General features: G+C 70.6%; 11 protein-coding genes and 1 tRNA gene. 6 read left to right on the top strand and 6 right to left on the bottom strand.

The features are described from left to right. The first annotated feature begins 30 nt into the window (after positions 1-30). The 4 genes from fdhE to KHC19_RS16525 all read left to right on the top strand — a co-directional run bounded on the left by fdhE (position 31) and on the right by KHC19_RS16525 (position 4,561). Complete coding sequence (gene fdhE, locus KHC19_RS16510; RefSeq protein ID WP_213353483.1) at positions 31-939, top strand: formate dehydrogenase accessory protein FdhE; 909 nt, start codon at positions 31-33, stop codon at positions 937-939. Between the two features lie 11 nt (positions 940-950). Beyond that, the gene (gene selA / locus KHC19_RS16515; protein WP_213353484.1) at positions 951-2,354 is read left to right on the top strand and encodes an L-seryl-tRNA(Sec) selenium transferase; all 1,404 of its coding nucleotides are present in this window, start codon (positions 951-953) and stop codon (positions 2,352-2,354) included. Beyond that, positions 2,351-4,345, top strand: a complete 1,995-nt coding sequence (gene selB, locus KHC19_RS16520) for a selenocysteine-specific translation elongation factor (RefSeq protein WP_213353485.1) — start codon at positions 2,351-2,353, stop codon at positions 4,343-4,345. The genes selA and selB overlap by 4 nt, the downstream gene beginning before the upstream one ends. Positions 4,346-4,465: 120 nt before the next feature. Continuing rightward, a tRNA-Sec gene (locus tag KHC19_RS16525) sits at positions 4,466-4,561 on the top strand. A 66-nt stretch (positions 4,562-4,627) separates the two neighbouring features. On the opposite strand, the gene KHC19_RS16530 is transcribed toward KHC19_RS16525, so the two are convergent. The 5 genes from KHC19_RS16530 to bcsA form a co-directional block, all read right to left on the bottom strand. Next, entirely contained in the window at positions 4,628-5,071 is a 444-nt protein-coding gene (locus KHC19_RS16530) for an SRPBCC family protein (RefSeq protein ID WP_213353486.1), read from the bottom strand. Between the two features lie 105 nt (positions 5,072-5,176). Next, entirely contained in the window at positions 5,177-7,375 is a 2,199-nt protein-coding gene (locus KHC19_RS16535) for a tetratricopeptide repeat protein (protein WP_213353487.1), read from the bottom strand. Beyond that, positions 7,366-8,439 carry a family 8 glycosyl hydrolase gene (locus KHC19_RS16540; protein WP_213353488.1) on the bottom strand — a complete coding sequence of 358 codons (1,074 nt, stop codon included), beginning with the start codon at positions 8,437-8,439 and terminating at the stop codon, positions 7,366-7,368. The genes KHC19_RS16535 and KHC19_RS16540 overlap by 10 nt, the downstream gene beginning before the upstream one ends. Continuing rightward, positions 8,436-11,105, bottom strand: coding sequence for a cellulose biosynthesis cyclic di-GMP-binding regulatory protein BcsB (locus KHC19_RS16545; protein ID WP_213353489.1), 2,670 nt, complete (start codon positions 11,103-11,105; stop codon positions 8,436-8,438). Before KHC19_RS16545 ends, KHC19_RS16540 begins: the two co-directional genes overlap by 4 nt. A gap of 2 nt (positions 11,106-11,107) precedes the next feature. Then, positions 11,108-13,312, bottom strand: coding sequence for a UDP-forming cellulose synthase catalytic subunit (gene bcsA / locus KHC19_RS16550; protein ID WP_213353490.1), 2,205 nt, complete (start codon positions 13,310-13,312; stop codon positions 11,108-11,110). A gap of 237 nt (positions 13,313-13,549) precedes the next feature. On the opposite strand from bcsA, the gene bcsN reads away from it, so the two are divergent. After that, the gene (gene bcsN, locus KHC19_RS16555) at positions 13,550-14,740 is read left to right on the top strand and encodes a cellulose biosynthesis protein BcsN (protein ID WP_213353491.1); all 1,191 of its coding nucleotides are present in this window, start codon (positions 13,550-13,552) and stop codon (positions 14,738-14,740) included. Positions 14,741-14,827: 87 nt separating this feature from the next. After that, positions 14,828-16,450 carry an ABC-F family ATP-binding cassette domain-containing protein gene (locus KHC19_RS16560; protein WP_213353492.1) on the top strand — a complete coding sequence of 541 codons (1,623 nt, stop codon included), beginning with the start codon at positions 14,828-14,830 and terminating at the stop codon, positions 16,448-16,450. 148 nt (positions 16,451-16,598) lie between these two features. Here KHC19_RS16560 and pyk read toward each other — a convergent pair whose 3' ends face one another. After that, complete coding sequence (gene pyk, locus KHC19_RS16565) at positions 16,599-18,191, bottom strand: pyruvate kinase (RefSeq protein ID WP_213353493.1); 1,593 nt, start codon at positions 18,189-18,191, stop codon at positions 16,599-16,601. Between the last annotated feature and the right edge of the window lie 578 nt (positions 18,192-18,769).

The raw sequence follows: 18,769 nt of genomic DNA on the forward strand, positions 1-18,769 counted from the left end.
ACGTGGCCCGTGCGGTTCGTGAGGAAACTTATGTCCACCGATATCCAGCCCGATCCCACCGTCATCGGCGCCGTCTCGACGCCGCCCTTCGCGGTGGCTCCCGACCCGTCGTCGCTGTTCCCGATCCGCGCCAGACGCCTGCGCGCCTATGCGGCGGTGAGCCCGATGAAGCCCTATCTCGATTTCGTCGCCGGCCTGGTCGATGCGCAGGCCGAGACCGTGGCGCTGGCGCCGGCCGCCATCCCGGCCGAGCAGGTCGCCCGCGCGACGGAGTTCGGCATGCCGCCGCTGGATCGTTCGGCGCTGGCCGCCGATCCCGCCTTCACCCCGACGCTGGACATCCTGTTCGACGCGGTGGCCAAGCGGCCGATGCCGGAGCCCGCCGCCGCCGCGCTGGCGCGCCTGCGCCAGGCGGGCGACGCGGTGCGCGCCGAGATCGCCGGCAATGTGCTCGCCCACGCGGTTCCGGTGGAGGCGCTGGCCGAGCATGCCTTCATGGCCGCCGGGCTGGAGGTGCTGGCCACCCGGCTCGCCGCCACGCTCGATCCCAAGGCGCTCAGGCCGGTGAGCGAGACGGCGGTGTGCCCGGCCTGCGGCGGGCCGCCGGTGGCCTCGCTCATCGTCGAATGGCCGAATGCGCATGGCAACCGCTTCTGCGCCTGCGAGCTGTGCGCCACCCTGTGGAACTATGTGCGCATCAAATGCGTGTCCTGCGGTTCCACCAAGGGCATCGGCTATCAGGAGGTGGAAGGTGGCCCCGGCACGGTGAAGGCCGAGACCTGCGACGAATGCCGCACCTATGTGAAGGTGCTGCACCAGCACAAGGACCCGTCGATGGAGGCGCTGGCCGACGATATCGGCTCGCTGCCGCTCGACATGCTCATGCGCGAGGGGGCCTATCGCCGCGCCGCCTACAACCCGTTCCTGCTCGGCTATTGAGGGAGGCGGTCATGGATGCGGAAGCCCGTCCCTCCCTGCGCGACCTGCCCTCGGTCGACCAGGTGCTGAAAACCGGGGCCGCGCTCGAGGCGGCGCAGCGCTTCGGCCGCGTGCCGCTCACCGCCGCGGTCCGCGCCGCGCTGGAGGAGGTGCGCGCCTGCGTGCTCGCCGGCCAGCTCGCCAGCGTGCCCTCGCCGGACCATGTGGCGCTGGCGGCGGCCGAGCAGCTGGCGCTCGCCTCCCGCTCGTCGCTGCGGCCGGTGTTCAACCTCACCGGCACGGTGCTGCACACCAATCTCGGCCGCGCCGTGCTGGCGGAGGCGGCGGTGGAGGCCGCCACCGCCGCCATGCGCTCGGCGGTGGCGCTGGAATACGATCTCGGCACCGGCAAGCGCGGCGAGCGCGACGACCATGTCCGGGAGCTGCTGATCGAGCTCACCGGCGCCGAGGACGCCACCGTCGTCAACAACAACGCCGCCGCGGTGCTGCTGGCGCTGAACACGCTCGGCGCCGGCAAGGGCGCCGTCGTCTCGCGCGGCGAGCTCATCGAGATCGGCGGCGCCTTCCGCATGCCGGACATCATGGCCCGCGCCGGCGCCCGTCTCGTCGAGGTCGGCACCACCAACCGCACCCACGCGAAGGACTATCTCGGCGCCCTCGACGCCGAGACCGGGCTGATCCTCAAGGTGCACACCTCGAACTACCGCATCGAGGGCTTCACCAAGGAAGTGTCGGCGCGCGAGCTGGCGCAGATCGCCCGCCAGCACGGCGTGCCGCTGGTGCACGACCTCGGCTCCGGCACGCTCGCCGATCTCGCCCGGCTCGGCGTCGGCCGCGAGCCGACGGTGCGCGAGACGGTGGCCGACGGCGCCGATCTCGTCACCTTCTCCGGCGACAAGCTGCTCGGCGGCCCGCAGACCGGCTTCCTCGTCGGCCGCGCCGATCTGATCGCCGCGATCAACCGCAACCCGATGAAGCGGGCGCTGCGCGTCGACAAGATCCGCCTCGCGGCACTGGAGGCCACGCTCCGGCTCTATCGCGACCCGGACACGCTGGCCGCCCGCCTGCCGACGCTGCGCCTGCTCGCCCGCCCGGCCGGGGAGATCCGCGCGCTGGCCGAGGCGCTGGCCATGCCGGTCGCGACGCTCATCGGCGACGACTGGCTGGTATCGGTTGTCGATTGCGCCAGCCAGATCGGCTCCGGCGCCCTGCCGCAGGAGACGCTGGCCAGCGCCGGCCTCGCCCTGCGCCCGGCCGACGGCTCGGGCAGCGCGCTCGCGGCGCTGGCAGCGGCGCTGCGCCGGCTGGAGCGGCCGGTGATCGGCCGCATCACCGATGGCGCGCTGCTGCTCGACCTGCGCTGCCTGGAGGACCCGCAGGGGCTGCTCGACAGCCTCGCCGGGCTGCCGTCGTGATCATCGGCACGGCCGGCCATATCGACCACGGCAAGACGGCGCTGGTCGGCGCCCTCACCGGCGTCGATACCGACCGGCTGAAGGAGGAGAAGGCGCGCGGCATCTCCATCGATCTCGGCTTCGCCTATCTGCCGACCGAGAACGGCATTCTCGGCTTCATCGACGTGCCCGGCCATGAGCGCCTGGTGCACACCATGCTGGCCGGCGCCGGCGGCATCGACTTCGCGCTGCTGGTGATCGCCGCCGACGACGGTGTGATGCCGCAGACCCGCGAGCATCTGGCCATCCTCGACCTGCTGGGCGTCTCCCGCGGCCTGGTGGCGCTGACCAAGGCCGACCTCGTCGACGCGCCTCGTCGCGCAGCGGTGTCGTCCGAGATCGCCGCGGCGCTGGAGGGTACCGCGCTCGCGGGCGCGCCGATCCTGCCGGTCTCCGCCCGCACCGGGGAGGGGCTCGCCGAATTGCGCGACGCCCTCGTCGCGGCGGCGGCCACTGTCGCCGGGCGGAACGAGGGGCGCTTCCGCCTGTCGGTGGACCGTTCCTTCGCGCTCGCCGGCGCCGGCACCGTCGTCACCGGCACCGTGGTGTCCGGCGCGGTGGCGGTGGGCGACCGGGTGGTGGTGAGCCCGTCCGGCCTTGCCGCCCGCGTGCGGTCCATCCATGCGCAGAACCGGCCGGCCGAGCGGGGGATCGCCGGCGACCGCTGCGCGCTCAACCTCGCCGGCGAGGGCGTCACCGCGCCGGCGATTTCGCGTGGCGACGTGGTGCTCGATCCCTCGCTTCACGCCCCGACCGACCGCATCGATGCTCGCCTGCGCGTGCTGGCCTCGGAGCCGAAGCCGCTCGGCACCTGGTTCCCGGCGCGGCTGCATCACGGCGCGGTGGAGATCGGCGCCCGGGTGGTGCCGCTTTCCGCCGAGGCGATGGCGCCGGGGGATGAGGGGCTCGTGCAGCTGGTGCTCGAACGCCCCATCGCGGCGGCCGTGCGCGACCGCTTCGTGCTGCGCGACACCTCGGCCCGGCGCACCATCGGCGGCGGTCGTTTCCTCGATCTGCGCGCCCCGGCCCGCAAGCGCCGCACGCCGGAGCGCCTCGCCGTCATCGAGGCCGCCGCCGAGGCCGATCCCGCCGTCGCGCTGGCCGGCCTTCTGGAACTGCCGCCATATCACCTCGATCTCGATGCCTTCGCCCGCGACCGCGCGCTCGCCACCGACGCGCCGGCGGCTCTGGCGGCGGGGCTCGGCCTCGTCACCCTCGCCGCCGGCGGCGTCACTCTGGCGCTTTCGGCGTCACGCTGGGCGGGGCTGCGTGCCGGCATCGCCGAGGCGCTCGCCGCCTATCACGCTGCCAATCCCGACCTTGCCGGCATGGGCGTCGAGAAGCTGCGCCTGGAGCAGGCGATCCGCCTGCCGAGGCCGGCCTTTCTCCTCGCGCTTGCCCGCCTCGCTGAAGCGGGGATGCTGGCGGTGGAAGGCGCCTGGGTGCGGCTCGCCGGCCACGAGGTGCGGCTCACCCCCCGCGACGAGGTGCTGTGGGAAGCCGTCGAGCCGATGCTCGCCGGCCCCGAGCGCTTTCGCCCGCCGCGGGTGCGCGACATTGCCGGCCGGCTCGACGAGCCGGAAGCCGAGATCCGCCGGTTGTTCAAGCTGCTGTCGCGGCTGGGGAAGGTCGACGAGGTGGCGCATGACCACTTCTTCCTCCGCCCGGTGGTATCGGTTATGGTCGGTCACGCCAAGGCCTTGGCCGCGGACGGGGAATTCGGCGCCGCCGCCTTCCGCGACCGCATCGAGGGAGGCGCAGGGGCTGGAGAGCATGCGGTCGGCCGCAAGGTGGCGATCCAGATCCTGGAGTTCTTCGACCGCCACGGCGTCACGCTCCGGCGCGGCGACCTGCGCCGGATCAACCGGCACCGGCTCGACCTGTTCGGCGTGGCGGACGCGCCGCCCGCCGCCGGGGACGACGCGGCGAAGGCTTCGGCCCTGAGCCCCTAGACCGGGACGCGCCCGGTCGGCAGGAGGGGGCGAGGGTCGATGAAGGAGTGGTTGGAAGGGGTGCCTGTTCGCCTCGCGAAGGTCTTTCGCCTTTCGCGGAACAGGTGCCGGAACTGATGGGGAAGGGAACAGGCGCCGGTGCGCCTGCTGGTCTTCAAAACCAGAAGGGGCCGCGCGCCGGTCCTTGGTGGGTTCGACTCCCACTCTCTTCCGCCAGTCCCGCCGGCCGCCGCAGAAGGCGGCCCGGCGCTCGCCGCCGCCCTGCGAGGACCGTTCGCCGCGCTACTCGTTGATCTCGGGCTCGACGAGCCGGGCGAGGTTCCGCAGCGAATCCTGCCAGCCGAGATAGCAGGCCTCCACCGGAATGACGTCCGGTATGCCTTCCTGGACGATGCTGATCTCGGTGCCGACCGACACTTTCTTCAGCTCTACCGTCACCTGGATCTCGCCGGGCAGGCCGGGGTCGTCGAACGTGTCCGTGTAGCGCAGGCGCTCGCCCTCGACGAGTTCGAGATATTCGCCGCCGAAGCTGTGGCTGTTGCCGGTGGTGAAGTTGCGGAACGACATGCGGAACGTCCCGCCGACCCGCGGCTCGAGATGATGCACGGTGCAGACGAAGCCGTTGGGCGGAAGCCATTTCGCCAGCGCGTCGGCCTCGATGAAGGCGCGGTAGACTTTCTGGGGAGCGGTGGCGAGAACGCGGTGCAGGCGCACGGTGCCGGGCATGTCGGTTTTCCTCCTGGGATGGTTGATCCACGCTCCTAGGACGAACCGGCGGCCGCCACCCCGACACGCCGCCGCGAAAAATCCGCGACGGCGTCCGGTCCGCGTTCACTCGCGCTTGTAGAGCCGGCGGGCGAACTCGATCTCGGACACGCCGTTCATGGCATCGGTGTTGCCCTGCGCCGCCAGCGCCCGGAAGATCCGCTCGGCGGAGCGATAGTCGCGCAGATTATAGTAGCACCAGCCGCGCAGCATCATGTGATCCTGCTGCTCCGGGCCGATGCGGGCGAGCTCGTCGAGCGAGATCAGCGCCTCGACATAGCGCTGGTCCTTGTAGAACTCGAAGGCGCGCTGGGCGAGCAGGTCGGCGGTCAGCTGCATGGCGCGGCGCGGCGATTGCGGCGCCTCGACGGCGGCCACCTGCGCCTGGTTGGTCATGCCCTTGCGCATATAGGCGAGCGACTTGCCGTAGGCGGCCTCCTCGGCGACCCGCCCGCCGGACTTGATCGCCTCGTCGAAGGCGCTCACCGCCTCGATCGGCCGGTTGAGTTCCATCAGCCGCCAGCCGCGGGAGAGCGCGGCGGCGCCGCCGCCCCGCACCGAACCGCTGCCGGAGGCCGCCCGGGGACGCGGCGCCGGAGCGGGTGCGCTCTCGCGATAGCTTGTCGGCTGCGCATAGGAGCGTCCGGCGGGCGCGCTCTGCGCCGGCGCGGTCTGCACGAGGATCGGCTGACGTCCGGCGGCGGCCTGCGTCGGCACGGGCTGGAACTGTTGCGTCGGCGCCTGGGCCGGTATCGGCTGGAAGCCCGCCTGCGGCGCCGCGGGGGCCGGGGCGAAGCCGCCGGCCGGCGGCGGGGTGACGCGCAGGGCGGCGGCGACCAGCGGATCGGTAGTGCGGTCGATCCGGCCCTGCAGGTTGCGTGCCTCCAGCGTCGCCCGCAATTGCGGATCGACCAGCGCCACGATGCGCTCGGAACGGCCGCGCCAGGTCTGCACCAGCGCGTTGAGCCGGGCGGCGTCGTTCAGCCGCCAATAGGTGAGGGCGAGGCCGTAGGAGGAAGGCTCGTCGTTCGGGTCCCAGGAGAGAGCGGTCTGGAACCAGGCCTGCGCCACCACCAGCTGCCCGGTATTGAAGGCGTACCAGCCGAGCGCCTGGGCGCCGGGCACGTATCTGTCGCGCATCACCACCGGGCTGAAGCGCGTCAGCACCGTCTCGCCGAGCACCGGCGGCGGCGCGGCGGTGAGCAGGCTGATGACGACGTCGAGATAGGCCTTGTTGTTCTCCGGCGCGGCGTCGCGCCATTCGAAGGCGATCGGCTCGGCCTCCAGCGCCCGCCCCAGCGAGTTGAGCGCCAGCACGTAGCCTTCGGCCGCCTTGGCGCCGCCCTTGCGGTCGAGCGCCAGCTTGAACCAGTCGAGGGCGCGCGAGGCCTCGTCGTGGCGGAACAGGTACCAGCCGAGCAGCAGCGGGTCGCCCGGCGTGTCGCCGCCGCGCGCCACCGTCTCCAGGCGGGAGATGTCGTCGGCGGAGACGACATATTCCGGGTTCTCCGCCGCCCTGCCGATGCGCCGGCGGATCAGCTCGTCGCGGATGGGGGCGAATTCCGGCTGGCCCTGCGCGTCCTTGCGCTCCAGCGCCAGCAATTGCTTGAGCTGCTCGTCATTGAGGACGGGCATCGCCTTCTGGATGGTGGCGAGGCGCTCGGCGGCGTCGCTGCAAGTGGTGAGGAGATAGGTGAAGACGTCGAGCGCGCGCTGCAGCTGGTCGGTCTTGCCGAAGGCTTCGGCGACGCGCCAGAGGATATCGACATTGGCGCAGGTGAGGATGGCCGGCGTCTCCGTCGCCATGCGCAGCACCGTGCTCCATTGCTGGGCGTCGGAGGCGTTGATCAGCCGGCGGCGGTTCTCGCTCTCGGCGAGGCGGGCGACGAGCTCCGCCGGCGGCTGCCAGGAGGCGTCGGCGGCCTGGCGGGCGGCGATGGCGCTGCGCACGTCGGAAAGCTTGCCCTCGGCATAGAGCGTCCACATGCGCTCGAGATCGGGATCGGTCTGCGGGCCGAACAGGTCCGCCGGCGGCGACCAGTCGGGATAGAGCGCGCGCAGCCGGGCGATCTCGGCCTCGAGGCGGCGGGTGTCGCCCTGGGAGGCGAAGTAGCGCAGCGCGCTTTCGTCGACCTTGGGGCGGGCATCGGCGGGCGGCGTGCCGGCGGTCGGCGCCTCGCCGACCGGGAGCTGCACCTGCTGGGCGATGGCGGGGATCACGGCTCCCCCCAAGAGCAACAGCAGGGCAGCTCGCTTCAGAGACATCGCGGATATTTCTCCACCAGCACGGCCCAACTGAGCAGAAACAGCGTCGAGGGGTAGTAGAGCGTCGGCTCGAAGCGCCTCAGCTCCTGCGGAATCGCGGTTCCCTCCAGCGCGCAGGCCAGCAGCGCGCCGAGCATGCGGTACCCCGGCTCGGTGAGCGGGGTCACGACGCGGCCCGACGGAATGTCGACCACGGCGGGGACGCCGCCATTCTCGACCAGCCAGTTGCGCCGGAAGCCTTCCAGTATCTGCGGGTCCGCGATCCCTGCCCTCAACAGGTAAAGAGATATCCTTAACGAATTGTAACCAAAGACCGGCGGGAACCCCTCGGCGAGCGACACCGGCCCGCGCGCCGGCGCGGCGATCCAGTCCGGCGGCAGCTGCGCCGGCCCCAGCCGGGCGACGGTGAGGAGATCGAGCCCGCTGGTGCCGAGCTTCACCCAGTCGGTCTCCGGCGCCAGCTGGGCCAGGACAGGGAAAGCCTCAAAGATCCAATAGGATAGGTTGAGGATCGGGCCGTCCTTCCGCTCCTCGGCGGAGAAGCCCATCACCCCCGGCAGCAGCACCAGCCGGTCTCCCGATTTCACCACCAGCTTGGCGCCGAGCGCGCGGGCGATCTTGCGGGCGGCGTCGGTATAGGCCGGGTTGTTCCAGGCGGCGCCGGCGCGGGCGAGGGCGTAGGAAATTAATATATCGCCGTCGCTGGCGGCATTGACGTCGGTAACATGAGGGGTGGCGTTGGGGTCCCAGCGCCACGCCGCCAGCCCGTCGTCGCGAATCATCAGCTCGGTGCGGGTGAAGCTCCAGATGCGCTCGAAATTGCTGCGGTCGCCGGCGAGAAAGGCCAGCAGCATGCCGTAGCCCTGGCCCTCGCTGTGGCTGATGTCGCCATTGGCGGTGTCGACCACCCGGCCGTTCTCGGCGACGAAACGGTCCCGGTAGGCGTTCCAGGCCTCCATCGGCACCGTATTGGCCATGGGCTGTGCCTTCAGCGAGAGGACGCCGCCGGCGCCGCCGGCGAAGACGGCGAGGGCGAGAAGCGCGGCGCGGACGACCCGCCTCATGAGGGACGTCCGAGGCGGCGCAGCAGCAGGAAGGTGGCGATGCCGAGCACCAGCGAGGCGACCATGAGCATCAGCGCATAGGGCACGATGTTGGTTGACAGCCAGTTGGCGCTGATCATGCGGATATTGGCGAGGCTCAGCGGCGCGGTCACGATGAAGCGGCGGGTGGCGACCTCGTGCCGCTCGACCTCGCCGGAGGCGGCCTGGAAGGCGGCGGCCTGCCCGCCGATGCGGTTCCAGGATTCCTCGGCGGCGAGGCGCGCCATGCCGCTCTCCAGCGTCTCGGGGGTGCGCCCGGTCACCAGCGTCCACACCGCCGCGCCGTTGGGGCTACTGCCCTGCGCCATCAACACCGAGCTGCGCGGCGGCGGCTCGTAGAGCACGCGCTGGCCCTGGTTGATGCGCAGCGATTCGAAGCTGATGGAGAAGGTGCGCTTCAGCCAGCCCTCGAAGCTGTCGGCGAGGGCGCGCAGCGCGCCGGTGTTCTGCACCGAATTGCGCCAGCGCTCATAGATCTCGGAGGTGCTGGTATCGTCGTCGGCCCCGGCCGGCTCCGCCGGGCGGGCGGCGCTGCCGGCCTGGCGGGCGCGGAAGCGCTCCAGCACACCGTCATAGCCGTTGGCAGGGCCGGCACCGCCGGCGGCTTCCTCGTCATTCGCCACCACCCAGTTCGACCGGGTGGATTCGTTGATGCCGACCAGGTCGAGCACATTGGCCGGGATGTGGTCGATGTCGCCGATGAACAGGGCATTGCGCTCGGCGAGCGAGGTGGCGGCGGGCGAGACGTCGAGCGGCAGCGCCCGGCCATGCGCGCGCGCCAGCCGCGCGAGCAGCGTCGCCGCCGTCGCCAGCGTCGGCGCGTCCTGGCGGGCCAGCACCACCGCGGTCGGGGCGGCGCCGTCGCGGGCATAGGGAAAGGCGTCGGCGGTCAGGGCGGCGAGGTTGGGCACCGTGCCGATGCGCGCGAAGTCGTCCATCGCGAATTCGGTGGAATCGAACAGCACGAAGCGGCTGTCGCTTGGCAGGGTGGCGCCGGGGCCGCAGCGGGCATCCGCCTCGGTGTCGAGCACCACTTCCAGCCAGAGATGGTTGATGCCGGGGCGGAAATTGCGCAGCGGGATCTGCATCGGCTGGTGCTGCATCAGCCCGCCGCCGCGGGTGGTGATCGGCAGGTTCGAGGCGATCTGCCGGTTCACATAGACGTCGACATGGCTGCCCGGCCGCACGGCGGCGGTGAAGGCGACGTCGAGCAGCAGCGTGGCGTTGCCGTAGAACTCGGCGAAGAAGTCGGCGGGCAGGGCCATCTGGAACTCGACCCGCAGGCGGCGGCCGGAGAATTCCTGCGTCGTCACCCCGAGCTCGGCGAGGCGTAGCCTGCGGGCGCCTTTGAACAGCGGCGCGTTCGGCGCGAAGCTGGTGGCGGTCGGGATGCTGTCGTTCTGGTTGAGCATGACGTCGTTGAGACGGTCGATCGCGCGGTCGACATCGGCGGCCGCGGGGCCGGACAGCACCAGCGTCGGCCCGCCGATCCGGCTGTCGTCGACCAGGCTGGCGACCGGGCGCTGGCGCGCCTCCGCCGGGGGATTGGCCATCAGCCGCGGCAGCTCGCCCGCCGGGCCGATCACCACGTTCAGCGTGCCGGCGGGAGCCGGGCCGGCGGCTCCCTCGACGAGGCTGACCGCCGCATTGGGGAACAGGCCGCGCAGGCCGAGCCCCTGGACGGCGCGCAGCACCCGCGGCGCCGCGCCTTCCACCGAGCCGGGGGTGATGACGCGGATATGGGTCATGCCCTTGGCGTCGAAGCCGACGGCGGCGAGATCGTCGAGCCCGCCGGCGATCTTCGGCCGCCCGCCGGCATAGGAGATGCCGGTGCCCTCATTGTTGATCTCGGTCCACAGCTCGTAGGTGGCGTTCACCGCGCAGTCGATGCGGTGGCGCTGCTGCACGTCGATGCGCACCAGGTTGGCGCCGGCGCGCAGCGTGCCGCGCGGGATCGGCGCGGCGATCCGCGACGGCTCCTGCGAGGAGGAGATCGGCGTCTCGACCACGGTCTGGCCGTTGATGGTGACGCGGATGCGCGAGGCTTCCGGCATCACCACCACGGCGTTGAGGTAGCTGAGCAGGAAGGTGGCCTGCCGCGCCGCCTCCTCCTGCGTGGCGTAGATGACGAAGGCGCGGGAGGACACCTCGCCGGCGAACACCATCCGCGCCTGCGGGATGAGGAAGCGGTCCGGCCGCTGCGGCGCCGCCGGCTGGCTGGCGACCGGCGCAAGGGGAGCCGGGGCCGGCTGGCCGGGTATCATCTGGAACGGCGCGGCGGCGGGAGCCTGTGCCGCCGGCGGGGCGGGGGCCTGCGTGGACGGCGCCGCGCCGGGGGCGGGGGATTGCGGGGCGGGGGATTGCGGAATCGGGGGCTGCGCCACCGCCGAGGGCGTGCCGCGTCCGTCGGCGCCGGGAACGGTCATCGGCACCGAGACCGGAGGGGCGCCGGCGGCCGGCGGGCGCGCCGCGCCGCCGAGCGGCGGCGTCATCTGGAATTGGCCGGTGCCCTGTCCGGCGGCCGGCGACCCCTGCTGCGCCGTCGCCGGGCCGGGCGGCGTCAGCCCCAGCAGCGCGGCGGCGAGGGCGAGCGCCGCGGCGCGGCGGAGCGGGAGGCGCGCGCGCATCGTCACGACTCCCGCTTGGCGGCGGCGAAGAGCGGGTTCCGGCGGCGCTCCCGCCAGAGCCGCTGCAGGTGCACGAAATAGGAGAGCCCGCGGCCGGTATGGTAGAGCGCCTGCCGGATGAAGCGCAGCGTGCCGAACAGCACGCCGGGATTGCGCCGGCGGGATTCCTGGAATTTCCGCCATTCGTCGGCATTGGCGAAGATCAGGTCGGCGACGAGGCGGTAATGCATCGGCGTCTTCGGCTCGAACTGGCAGCCGAACACCACGCCCTGCTTGTCCTCCTCGACATTGCGGATCGACAGTGGCAGCGCCTCGTCGCCGAGATCGGCATGCGGCTTGAAGCGCATCTGCGCCTCCTGCCCGCGCTCGAAGTCCGGGCGCCCGATCCCCTCGGCGAGGCGCACGCGGGCGCCGCCGGTGGAGCCGTCCTCCACCGTCGCGGGATAGGTGATGCCGTTGATGGTCATCTCGCAGCGGCGCAGCAGGTTGACGCGGTGGGTGCGCCGGCGGTTGCGCCGCTCGGAGACCACGCCGAGCGCGCAGCCGGCGATCAGCAGGTTCAGCACGTTCCAGCCGCCGACCACGATGATGACGTCGGCGTTGAAGGGCTCGGTCAGCGCCCGGTAGATGGAAACGAACAGCGCCGCGACCAGCACCGCGAAGATGATGAAGAACGGCCGGCCGATCTCCGAGACACGGCTCTCGGCCATGTTCTCGCCCTTGGAGGTCACGTTGAAGGTCGGCTTTCGCGGATTGGCGATCACCGAGAGGATGGCCGGCAGGAGATAGATCGACTGGATGTACTCGTAGATCTCCGAGATCCACGGCCAGCGGTACTTGCCGTACAGATAGTTCTGCATCAGCAGGTTCACCAGCATGTAGGTCGAGGTGTAGGCGAGGAACTCGGCGCCGGAGGCGTTGAACACCTCCAGCGAGAAGAACAGGTAGAACAGCGGCGAAATCAGGAACATCAGCCGTGGATAGGGGAACAGCCAGAACAGCATGCTCGACATGTAGCAGAGCCGCTGCGGCAGGCTCAGCCCGCGCTTGAAGAACGGCGCGTGGAAGATGAGGATCTGCATCATCCCCTGCGCCCAGCGCGAGCGCTGGCCGATGAAGCTGGCGAAGCTTTCCGGCTGCAGGCCGGCGATCAGCGGCTTCTCGACATAGATCGAGCGCCAGCCGCGCGCATGCAGGCCGAGCGCGGTCTCGCAGTCCTCGGTGATGGTCACGCCCGAGAAGCCGTTGGTCTCCTTCAGCGCCGTGCGGCGCAGCAGCGCCGCCGAGCCGCAGAAGAAGGAGGCGTCCCATTTGTCGAGCCCGCGCTGGATGATGCCGTAGAACATCTCGTTCTCGGAGGGCATCACGTCGAAGGTGTCGAGGTTGCGCTCCAGCGGGTCGGGATTGATGAAGAAATGCGGCGTCTGGACGAGGAACAGGTCCTTGTCCTCGGCGAAATGGCCGATGGTCTCCTGCAGGAAGGAGCGGGCCGGCGCATGGTCGGCGTCGAACACCACGACGATGTCGCCGGTGGAGTGCTCGAGGCCGTTGTTCATGTTGCCGGCCTTGGCGTGCTCGTTGCGGGCGCGGGTGAGGTAGCGCGCCCCGAGCCCCTCGCAGAGCGCGCTCAGCTCGCGCCGGCGCTCCTGGGCCTCCTTGGCCTTGGCGGCGTTGTCCTGGTTGCACTTCTGCTCGGTGCCGCCGTCGTCGAGCAGCCAGACCGTCAGCTTGTCGGCCGGGTAGTCCATCCCCTTGGCCGCCGCCACGGTATTGGCGAGCAGGGCGTAGTCCTCGTTATAGGTCGGGATGAACACGTCGACGGTCGGCACCTCAGCGGGCAGCGGCGGCGTCGGGCGCGGCGGCACCGGCGAGGAGACCACGAACAGGCTGAGGAACAGCATGAACACGCTGTACATCTCGGCGACGTACAGCATGAAGCCGGGGATGAAGTCCTCGATCTGGTTGACCGGCGGCAGCGTCGAGGTGGTGCGCCAGTAGACGTAGCGCAGCACGATGGCGGTGCCGAGCGCCAGCGCGATCACCCGGAACACCCCGGTCGGCGGGCCGAAGGTCTTCAGGAGGATCATGGCGAGCACCACGATCGAGCCGACGATCAGATGCGCCTGCAGGCTGATGGGCAGGGTGATGAGGAAGATCACCACCAGAGAGGCGAGCATCCACAGGACGGCGATCCAGGCCCTACGCATCGTCTCTCGGTGCCTCGCTCAGATCGGGTGTCGCAGGGCGGTGGATATGCGTGTCTTAACGTTCAGAGGTTGAAGAAGTCTATCCATCCGCGGCGGTAAAATATGCTCCCGGATTCCACCTGAATCTGCCGCGGGTTAAAGTCGGCCTATCGGTGATTCGGCGGCTTCCGGCGTGGTGTTCCCTGGATGCGGTCGCAAGCGGTCGCGTGGACGGCATCTCCAGCCCTTGAAGGACCCATGAACGGACGGACCATGAACCGGGCGGCCCTTGGCGGGATGGCGGTCTGCCTTGCGCTCCTCGCGGGCGCCTGCGCCGCTCCCTATCCGTCCTATTTCGAGCGCGGCGTGCGCGTTGCCGGCCAGACGGTCGAGGTGGATGTCGGCCAGGCGCTGGTGCTGCCCGAGCCCGGCGCGGCGCCGCGGGTGATCGCGGTGCTGCAGACGGCCTATTCCAATGCCATCTCCCAGGAAATCGCCCTGGAAACCAATTCCTCCGCCCGCGGCCAGAACGCCTTCTACGTCACCTTCTTCGGCCCGGTGGAGCATGTGCGCGCCGGCAGCTACCAGGGGAAGGACGATTTCCTGAACGAGGAGGCGCTGGAGGAGCAGATGGAGGAGCGCCTGCCCGGCGTGGCGATGCACACCTCCAACTACTTCGTGCAGAACCGCTACGGGCCGTTCAACTATGCCATGGGCCGCGGCGGCGCGGGCGAGATCTGCATGTATGCCTGGCAGCGCATCCAGTCGCGGCCGCCGGAATCGGTCTATCGCTTCGTCGCGCGGGATCGCGGCGTGCTGTCGGTGCGCCTGCGCCTTTGCCAGAAGGGGGCCACCGAGAAGGACCTGCTGCGGGTGATGTACCGCTATTCGATCAACGGCTATTTCCTGCCGCGCGGCTGGCAGCCCTATGGGCGGCCGATGGGCGAGCCGGAAGGCATGGGCCGGATCGGCGGCCCGCTCGCCTATCCGTCGGGCGTGCAGGGCGACGGGACGGTGCTGGATGGCTGGATGGGCGCGGAGCCGGCCGCGCCGGCGCCCGCCCGCCCGGCGGCGCGCCGCTATGGCAGCCGGGTCGAGCAGCCCGAGCCGGTGGTGGCGGAGCCCGGCTATGCCGATCCGGCCACCGATGGCTATACCCCCGCGACGGGCTATCCCGTGGTGCCGGGACCGGAAGCCTCCGCCCGCTCGGCGCCCGCCGCGCCGGCGGTCCCGCGCCCCACCACTTCGTCCGGCGCCACCTCGTCCGGCACGTCGTCGCCGGCCGCTCCCGCCGGCACTGGGGCGTCCGGCCAGGGCTACGCCCCGGCGCCGATGCCGTCGTCCGGCGGCGGGTCGGGTGCCGCTTCCTCCGGCGCGGGCGCCTCCGGTACCCCCGTGCGTCCGGTGCCGAGCGCTCCCGCCTATCCGGCGCCGGTCCCCGGCCAGTAAACGCCGTCCCGGGCGCCGGCGGCCCTTCCGCCGCCGTCCCGGATGGCTTAGACCCGCGCCGATCTTGGCAGCGCGCGGGCATTTTTCATGATTCGTCTCGACAGTATCGGCAAGCAGAACGGTCGGCAGATCGTCTTCATCGAGGCGTCCGCAACCCTGCTCAAGGGCGAGAAGATCGGCCTCGTCGGCCCGAACGGCGCCGGCAAGACTACGCTGTTCCGCCTCATCACCGGCGAGGAGGCGCCTGACGAGGGGCAGGTCTCCGTCGATCGGGGCATCACCATCGGCTATTTCAGCCAGGATGTCGGCGAGGCCTCCGGCCGCTCGGTGCTGGCCGAGGTGATGGACGGCGCCGGCCCGGTGAGCGCGGTCGCCGCCGAGCTCGCCGAGCTGGAAGCGGCGATGGCCGATCCCGCGCGTATGGACGAGATGGATGCCATCATCGAGCGCTATGGCGAGGTGCAGGCGCGCTTCCAGGACCTCGACGGCTATTCGCTGGAGGGCCGCGCCTCCGAGGTGCTGGCCGGGCTCGGCTTCTCGCCGGAGATGATCGCCGGCGACGTCGGCGCGCTGTCGGGCGGCTGGAAGATGCGCGTGGCGCTCGCCCGCATTCTCTTGATGCGCCCGGACGTGATGCTGCTGGACGAACCGTCGAACCATCTCGACATCGAGAGCCTGATCTGGCTGGAGAGCTTCCTCAAGGGCTATGACGGCGCCCTGATGATGACCTCGCACGACCGCGCCTTCATGAACCGCATCGTCAACAAGATCGTCGAGATCGATGCCGGCGCGCTCACCTCCTATTCCGGCGACTACGAGTTCTACGCCGGCCAGCGGGCGCTGGCCGACAAGCAGCTTCAGGCGCAGTTCGAGCGCCAGCAGGCGATGCTCGCCAAGGAGATCGCCTTCATCGAGCGCTTCAAGGCCCGGGCTTCCCATGCCGCGCAGGTGCAGAGCCGGGTGAAGAAGCTGGAGAAGATCGACCGGGTGGAGCCGCCGCGCCGCCGGCAGACCGTCGCCTTCGAGTTCCAGCCGGCGCCGCGCTCCGGCGAGGATGTCGCCACCCTGAAGGGCGTGCACAAGGGTTATGGCGCCCGGCGCCTCTATGAGGGGTTCGATTTCGCCATCCGCCGCCGCGAGCGCTGGTGCGTGATGGGGGTGAACGGGGCGGGCAAGTCGACGCTGCTCAAGCTGGTCACCGGCACCACCGAGCCCGATGCCGGCACGGTGAATGTCGGCGGCAGCGTGAAGCTCGGCTATTTCGCCCAGCACGCCATGGAGCTGCTCGATCCCGAGCGGACGGTGTTCGAGGCGCTGGAAGACGCCTTCCCGCAGGCGGCGCAGGGCTCGTTGCGCTCGCTGGCCGGCTGCTTCGGCTTTTCCGGCGACGATGTCGAGAAGAAGTGCCGCGTGCTGTCGGGAGGCGAGAAGGCCCGCCTCGTCATGGCGAAGATGCTCTACGACCCGCCGAATTTCCTGGTGCTGGACGAGCCGACCAACCATCTCGACATCGCCACCAAGGAGATGCTGATCGCGGCGCTGTCGAGCTATGAGGGCACGATGCTGTTCGTCTCGCACGACCGGCATTTCCTCGCCGCGCTGTCGAACCGGGTGCTGGAGCTCACTCCAGAGGGGGTGCATCAATATGGCGGCGGCTACACCGAATATGTCGCCCGCACCGGCCAGGAGGCTCCGGGGCTGAGGGGCTAGGCGCTTCCGGCGGCGGAGAGAGCCCCGAAGGGCCGCGGGCCTTGAGGGCGTGAGGATTTGAGGCGGGCCCGGCCCGCCAGCAAAAAAAGGCCCCGCTCCGGCATGGAGCGGGGCCTTTGCGTTGCAGGGCCGGGATGGCGGCGCCGGATCAGCGGGCCGCGGGTCGTCCGGCGGCCGGCTTGCGGGCCGACGGCTTCAGCTCGGCGCTCTTGCGGGCCGCCTCGGACGCGGCGCCCGCCGCGCCGCCGGCTTCCAGTCCCTTGGCGCGCGGGCGCGGCGCCGGCTGCGGGCTGCCGGGCTTGCGGTCCACCATGCCCTTGTCGATGGTGACGAGGCGCAGCACGTTGGTGGTGCCGGGCGTGGCGAAGGGCACGCCGGCGGTGATGGCGATGCGGTCGCCTTCGCCGGCGAAGCCGTCGTCGATGGCGATCTGCGTCGCCTTGGTCGCCATCTCGGCGAAGGTGTGGATCTCCTCCGGCGCATAGACCACATGCACGCCGTAGCTCATCACCAACTGGCGGGCGGTGGATAGCTTGGAGGCGATGCCGAGCACCGGGATGCGCGGGCGCTCGCGCGCCGCATGCAGCGTGGTGGTGCCCGACAGCGTGTAGGTGACGATGGCGGCGGCGTTCACCGCGTTGGCGGCGTTGTAGGCGGCCTGGGTCACCGCGTCGGCGACGCTGGTGCCTTCCTCCGGGCGCTGCGAATCGATGATCTTGCGATAGCCGGGGTCGCGTTCGACGTGCTTGATGATCTGGTCCATCATCGCCACCGCCTCGACCGGGAACTGGCCGGCGGCGCTCTCGGCCGAGAGCATCACCGCGTCGGCGCCGTCATAGACCGCGGTGGCGACGTCGGAGACCTCGGCGCGGGTCGGCACCGGCGAGGAGATCATCGATTCCAGCATCTGGGTGGCGACGATCACCGGGCGGCCGAAGCGGCGGGATTCGCGGATGATGCTCTTCTGCAGCGCCGGGATCTCCGGCAGCGACAGCTCGACGCCGAGGTCGCCGCGCGCCACCATGATGCTGTCCGACAGCTCGGTGAGGCGGGTGAGATGCTCGATCGCCGCCGGCTTCTCCAGCTTCAGGTTGATGCGGGCGCGGTCCTGGATCAGCTCGCGCGCCTCGATCACGTCCTCGGGCCGCTGCACGAAGGACAGCGCGATCCACTCGACGCCGAGGTCGAGGGCGAAGAACAGGTCGGCGCGGTCCTTCTCGGTCAGCGGCGAGACGGGCAGGATCACGTCGGGGACGTTGAAGCCCTTGTTGTTGGACAGCTTGTTGCCGGCGATCACCTCGGCCTCGATGAAGCCGGCCCCCTTGTGGACCACCTTCACCCGCACCTTGCCGTCGTCGAGCAGCACGGTGGAGCCGACATGCAGCGCCTCGATGATCTCCGGGTGCGGGATCGGCACGCGCTTCTCGTCGCCGGGCGCGGCGTCGGTGTCGAAGCGGATCGAGGTGCCGGCGGTCAGGGTGATGGCGTTGTCCTTGAAGCGGCCGACGCGCAGCTTCGGCCCCTGCAGGTCGGCGAGCACGCCGATCGGCCGCCTCACCTCGCGCTCGAGATCGCGCACGATGCCGAGGACGCGGCCGTGATCGGCCTGGGTTCCGTGGCTGAAGTTCAGCCGGAACACGTCCACGCCGGCGGCGTAGAGGGCCTTGATCTTCTCCGCGCTCGACGAGGCCGGGCCGAGGGTCGCCACGATCTTCGTCGCGCGTTCCCGCCTGCTGTACATGGATTCCTCCGTTTAAACACTTGTTCCGGCTCGATTTGCCGGGGTGCTCTTCTATGGACCAAAAGCCGTGGGCTGTCTTGCCCTGCTTGTTTTGCAGTGCAACGTGTCGTTTGCGCGACGCGGCATAAGCTGAGCCGGCAACGTGACCTTTGGTCAGGTGAATTCCGCGACGGAAGATCGCCGAATCTCCTTGCTGGCATTCGGAATTCTGTATACCAATAAAGAGCCGTCTTCCGTCCCGAGGCCGGGCCGAGAGGTTCGTCGCGGGGCGGGCGATGCGGCGCCGGCCCGCGGGGGTGCGGTGTCGCGCCGCAGGCCGTCGCGGGAACGGCGTTTCGGGACGGCATGGAATGTCGAAGGTCCGGGCCGAGGGTCGACGCCAACGACCGGCCGTCGATCGACCTGCGGGCCAGCCTGTCGTCGGCGTCGCGCGTTGCGCGGCGACGGCGGCAAAAGACCAACAAACGACCTTTCGGGAGGAAGGCGCATGCGCATAGCGATATTTTCCGAGCCGGCCCAGGAGCCTCGTGTTTCGGCGTCGGTTGAGACGGTGAAGCGTCTTGTGGGTTTGGGCGGCG

The sequence above is a fragment of the Ancylobacter oerskovii genome (assembly GCF_018390555.1).
Taxonomy (GTDB): Bacteria; Pseudomonadota; Alphaproteobacteria; order Rhizobiales; family Xanthobacteraceae; genus Ancylobacter; species Ancylobacter oerskovii.

What these genes read in the sequence shown, in the direction of transcription:
- KHC19_RS16560 (WP_213353492.1), top strand. Translation starts at nt 14,828, where the DNA reads ATGATTCGTCTCGACAGTATCGGCAAGCAGAACGGTCGGCAGATCGTC.
- KHC19_RS16535 (WP_213353487.1), bottom strand. Translation starts at nt 7,375, where the DNA reads ATGTCTCTGAAGCGAGCTGCCCTGCTGTTGCTCTTGGGGGGAGCCGTG.
- KHC19_RS16540 (WP_213353488.1), bottom strand. Translation starts at nt 8,439, where the DNA reads ATGAGGCGGGTCGTCCGCGCCGCGCTTCTCGCCCTCGCCGTCTTCGCC.
- bcsN (WP_213353491.1), top strand. Translation starts at nt 13,550, where the DNA reads ATGAACGGACGGACCATGAACCGGGCGGCCCTTGGCGGGATGGCGGTC.
- bcsA (WP_213353490.1), bottom strand. Translation starts at nt 13,312, where the DNA reads ATGCGTAGGGCCTGGATCGCCGTCCTGTGGATGCTCGCCTCTCTGGTG.
- fdhE (WP_213353483.1), top strand. Translation starts at nt 31, where the DNA reads ATGTCCACCGATATCCAGCCCGATCCCACCGTCATCGGCGCCGTCTCG.
- selA (WP_213353484.1), top strand. Translation starts at nt 951, where the DNA reads ATGGATGCGGAAGCCCGTCCCTCCCTGCGCGACCTGCCCTCGGTCGAC.
- pyk (WP_213353493.1), bottom strand. Translation starts at nt 18,191, where the DNA reads ATGTACAGCAGGCGGGAACGCGCGACGAAGATCGTGGCGACCCTCGGC.
- KHC19_RS16545 (WP_213353489.1), bottom strand. Translation starts at nt 11,105, where the DNA reads ATGCGCGCGCGCCTCCCGCTCCGCCGCGCCGCGGCGCTCGCCCTCGCC.
- KHC19_RS16530 (WP_213353486.1), bottom strand. Translation starts at nt 5,071, where the DNA reads ATGCCCGGCACCGTGCGCCTGCACCGCGTTCTCGCCACCGCTCCCCAG.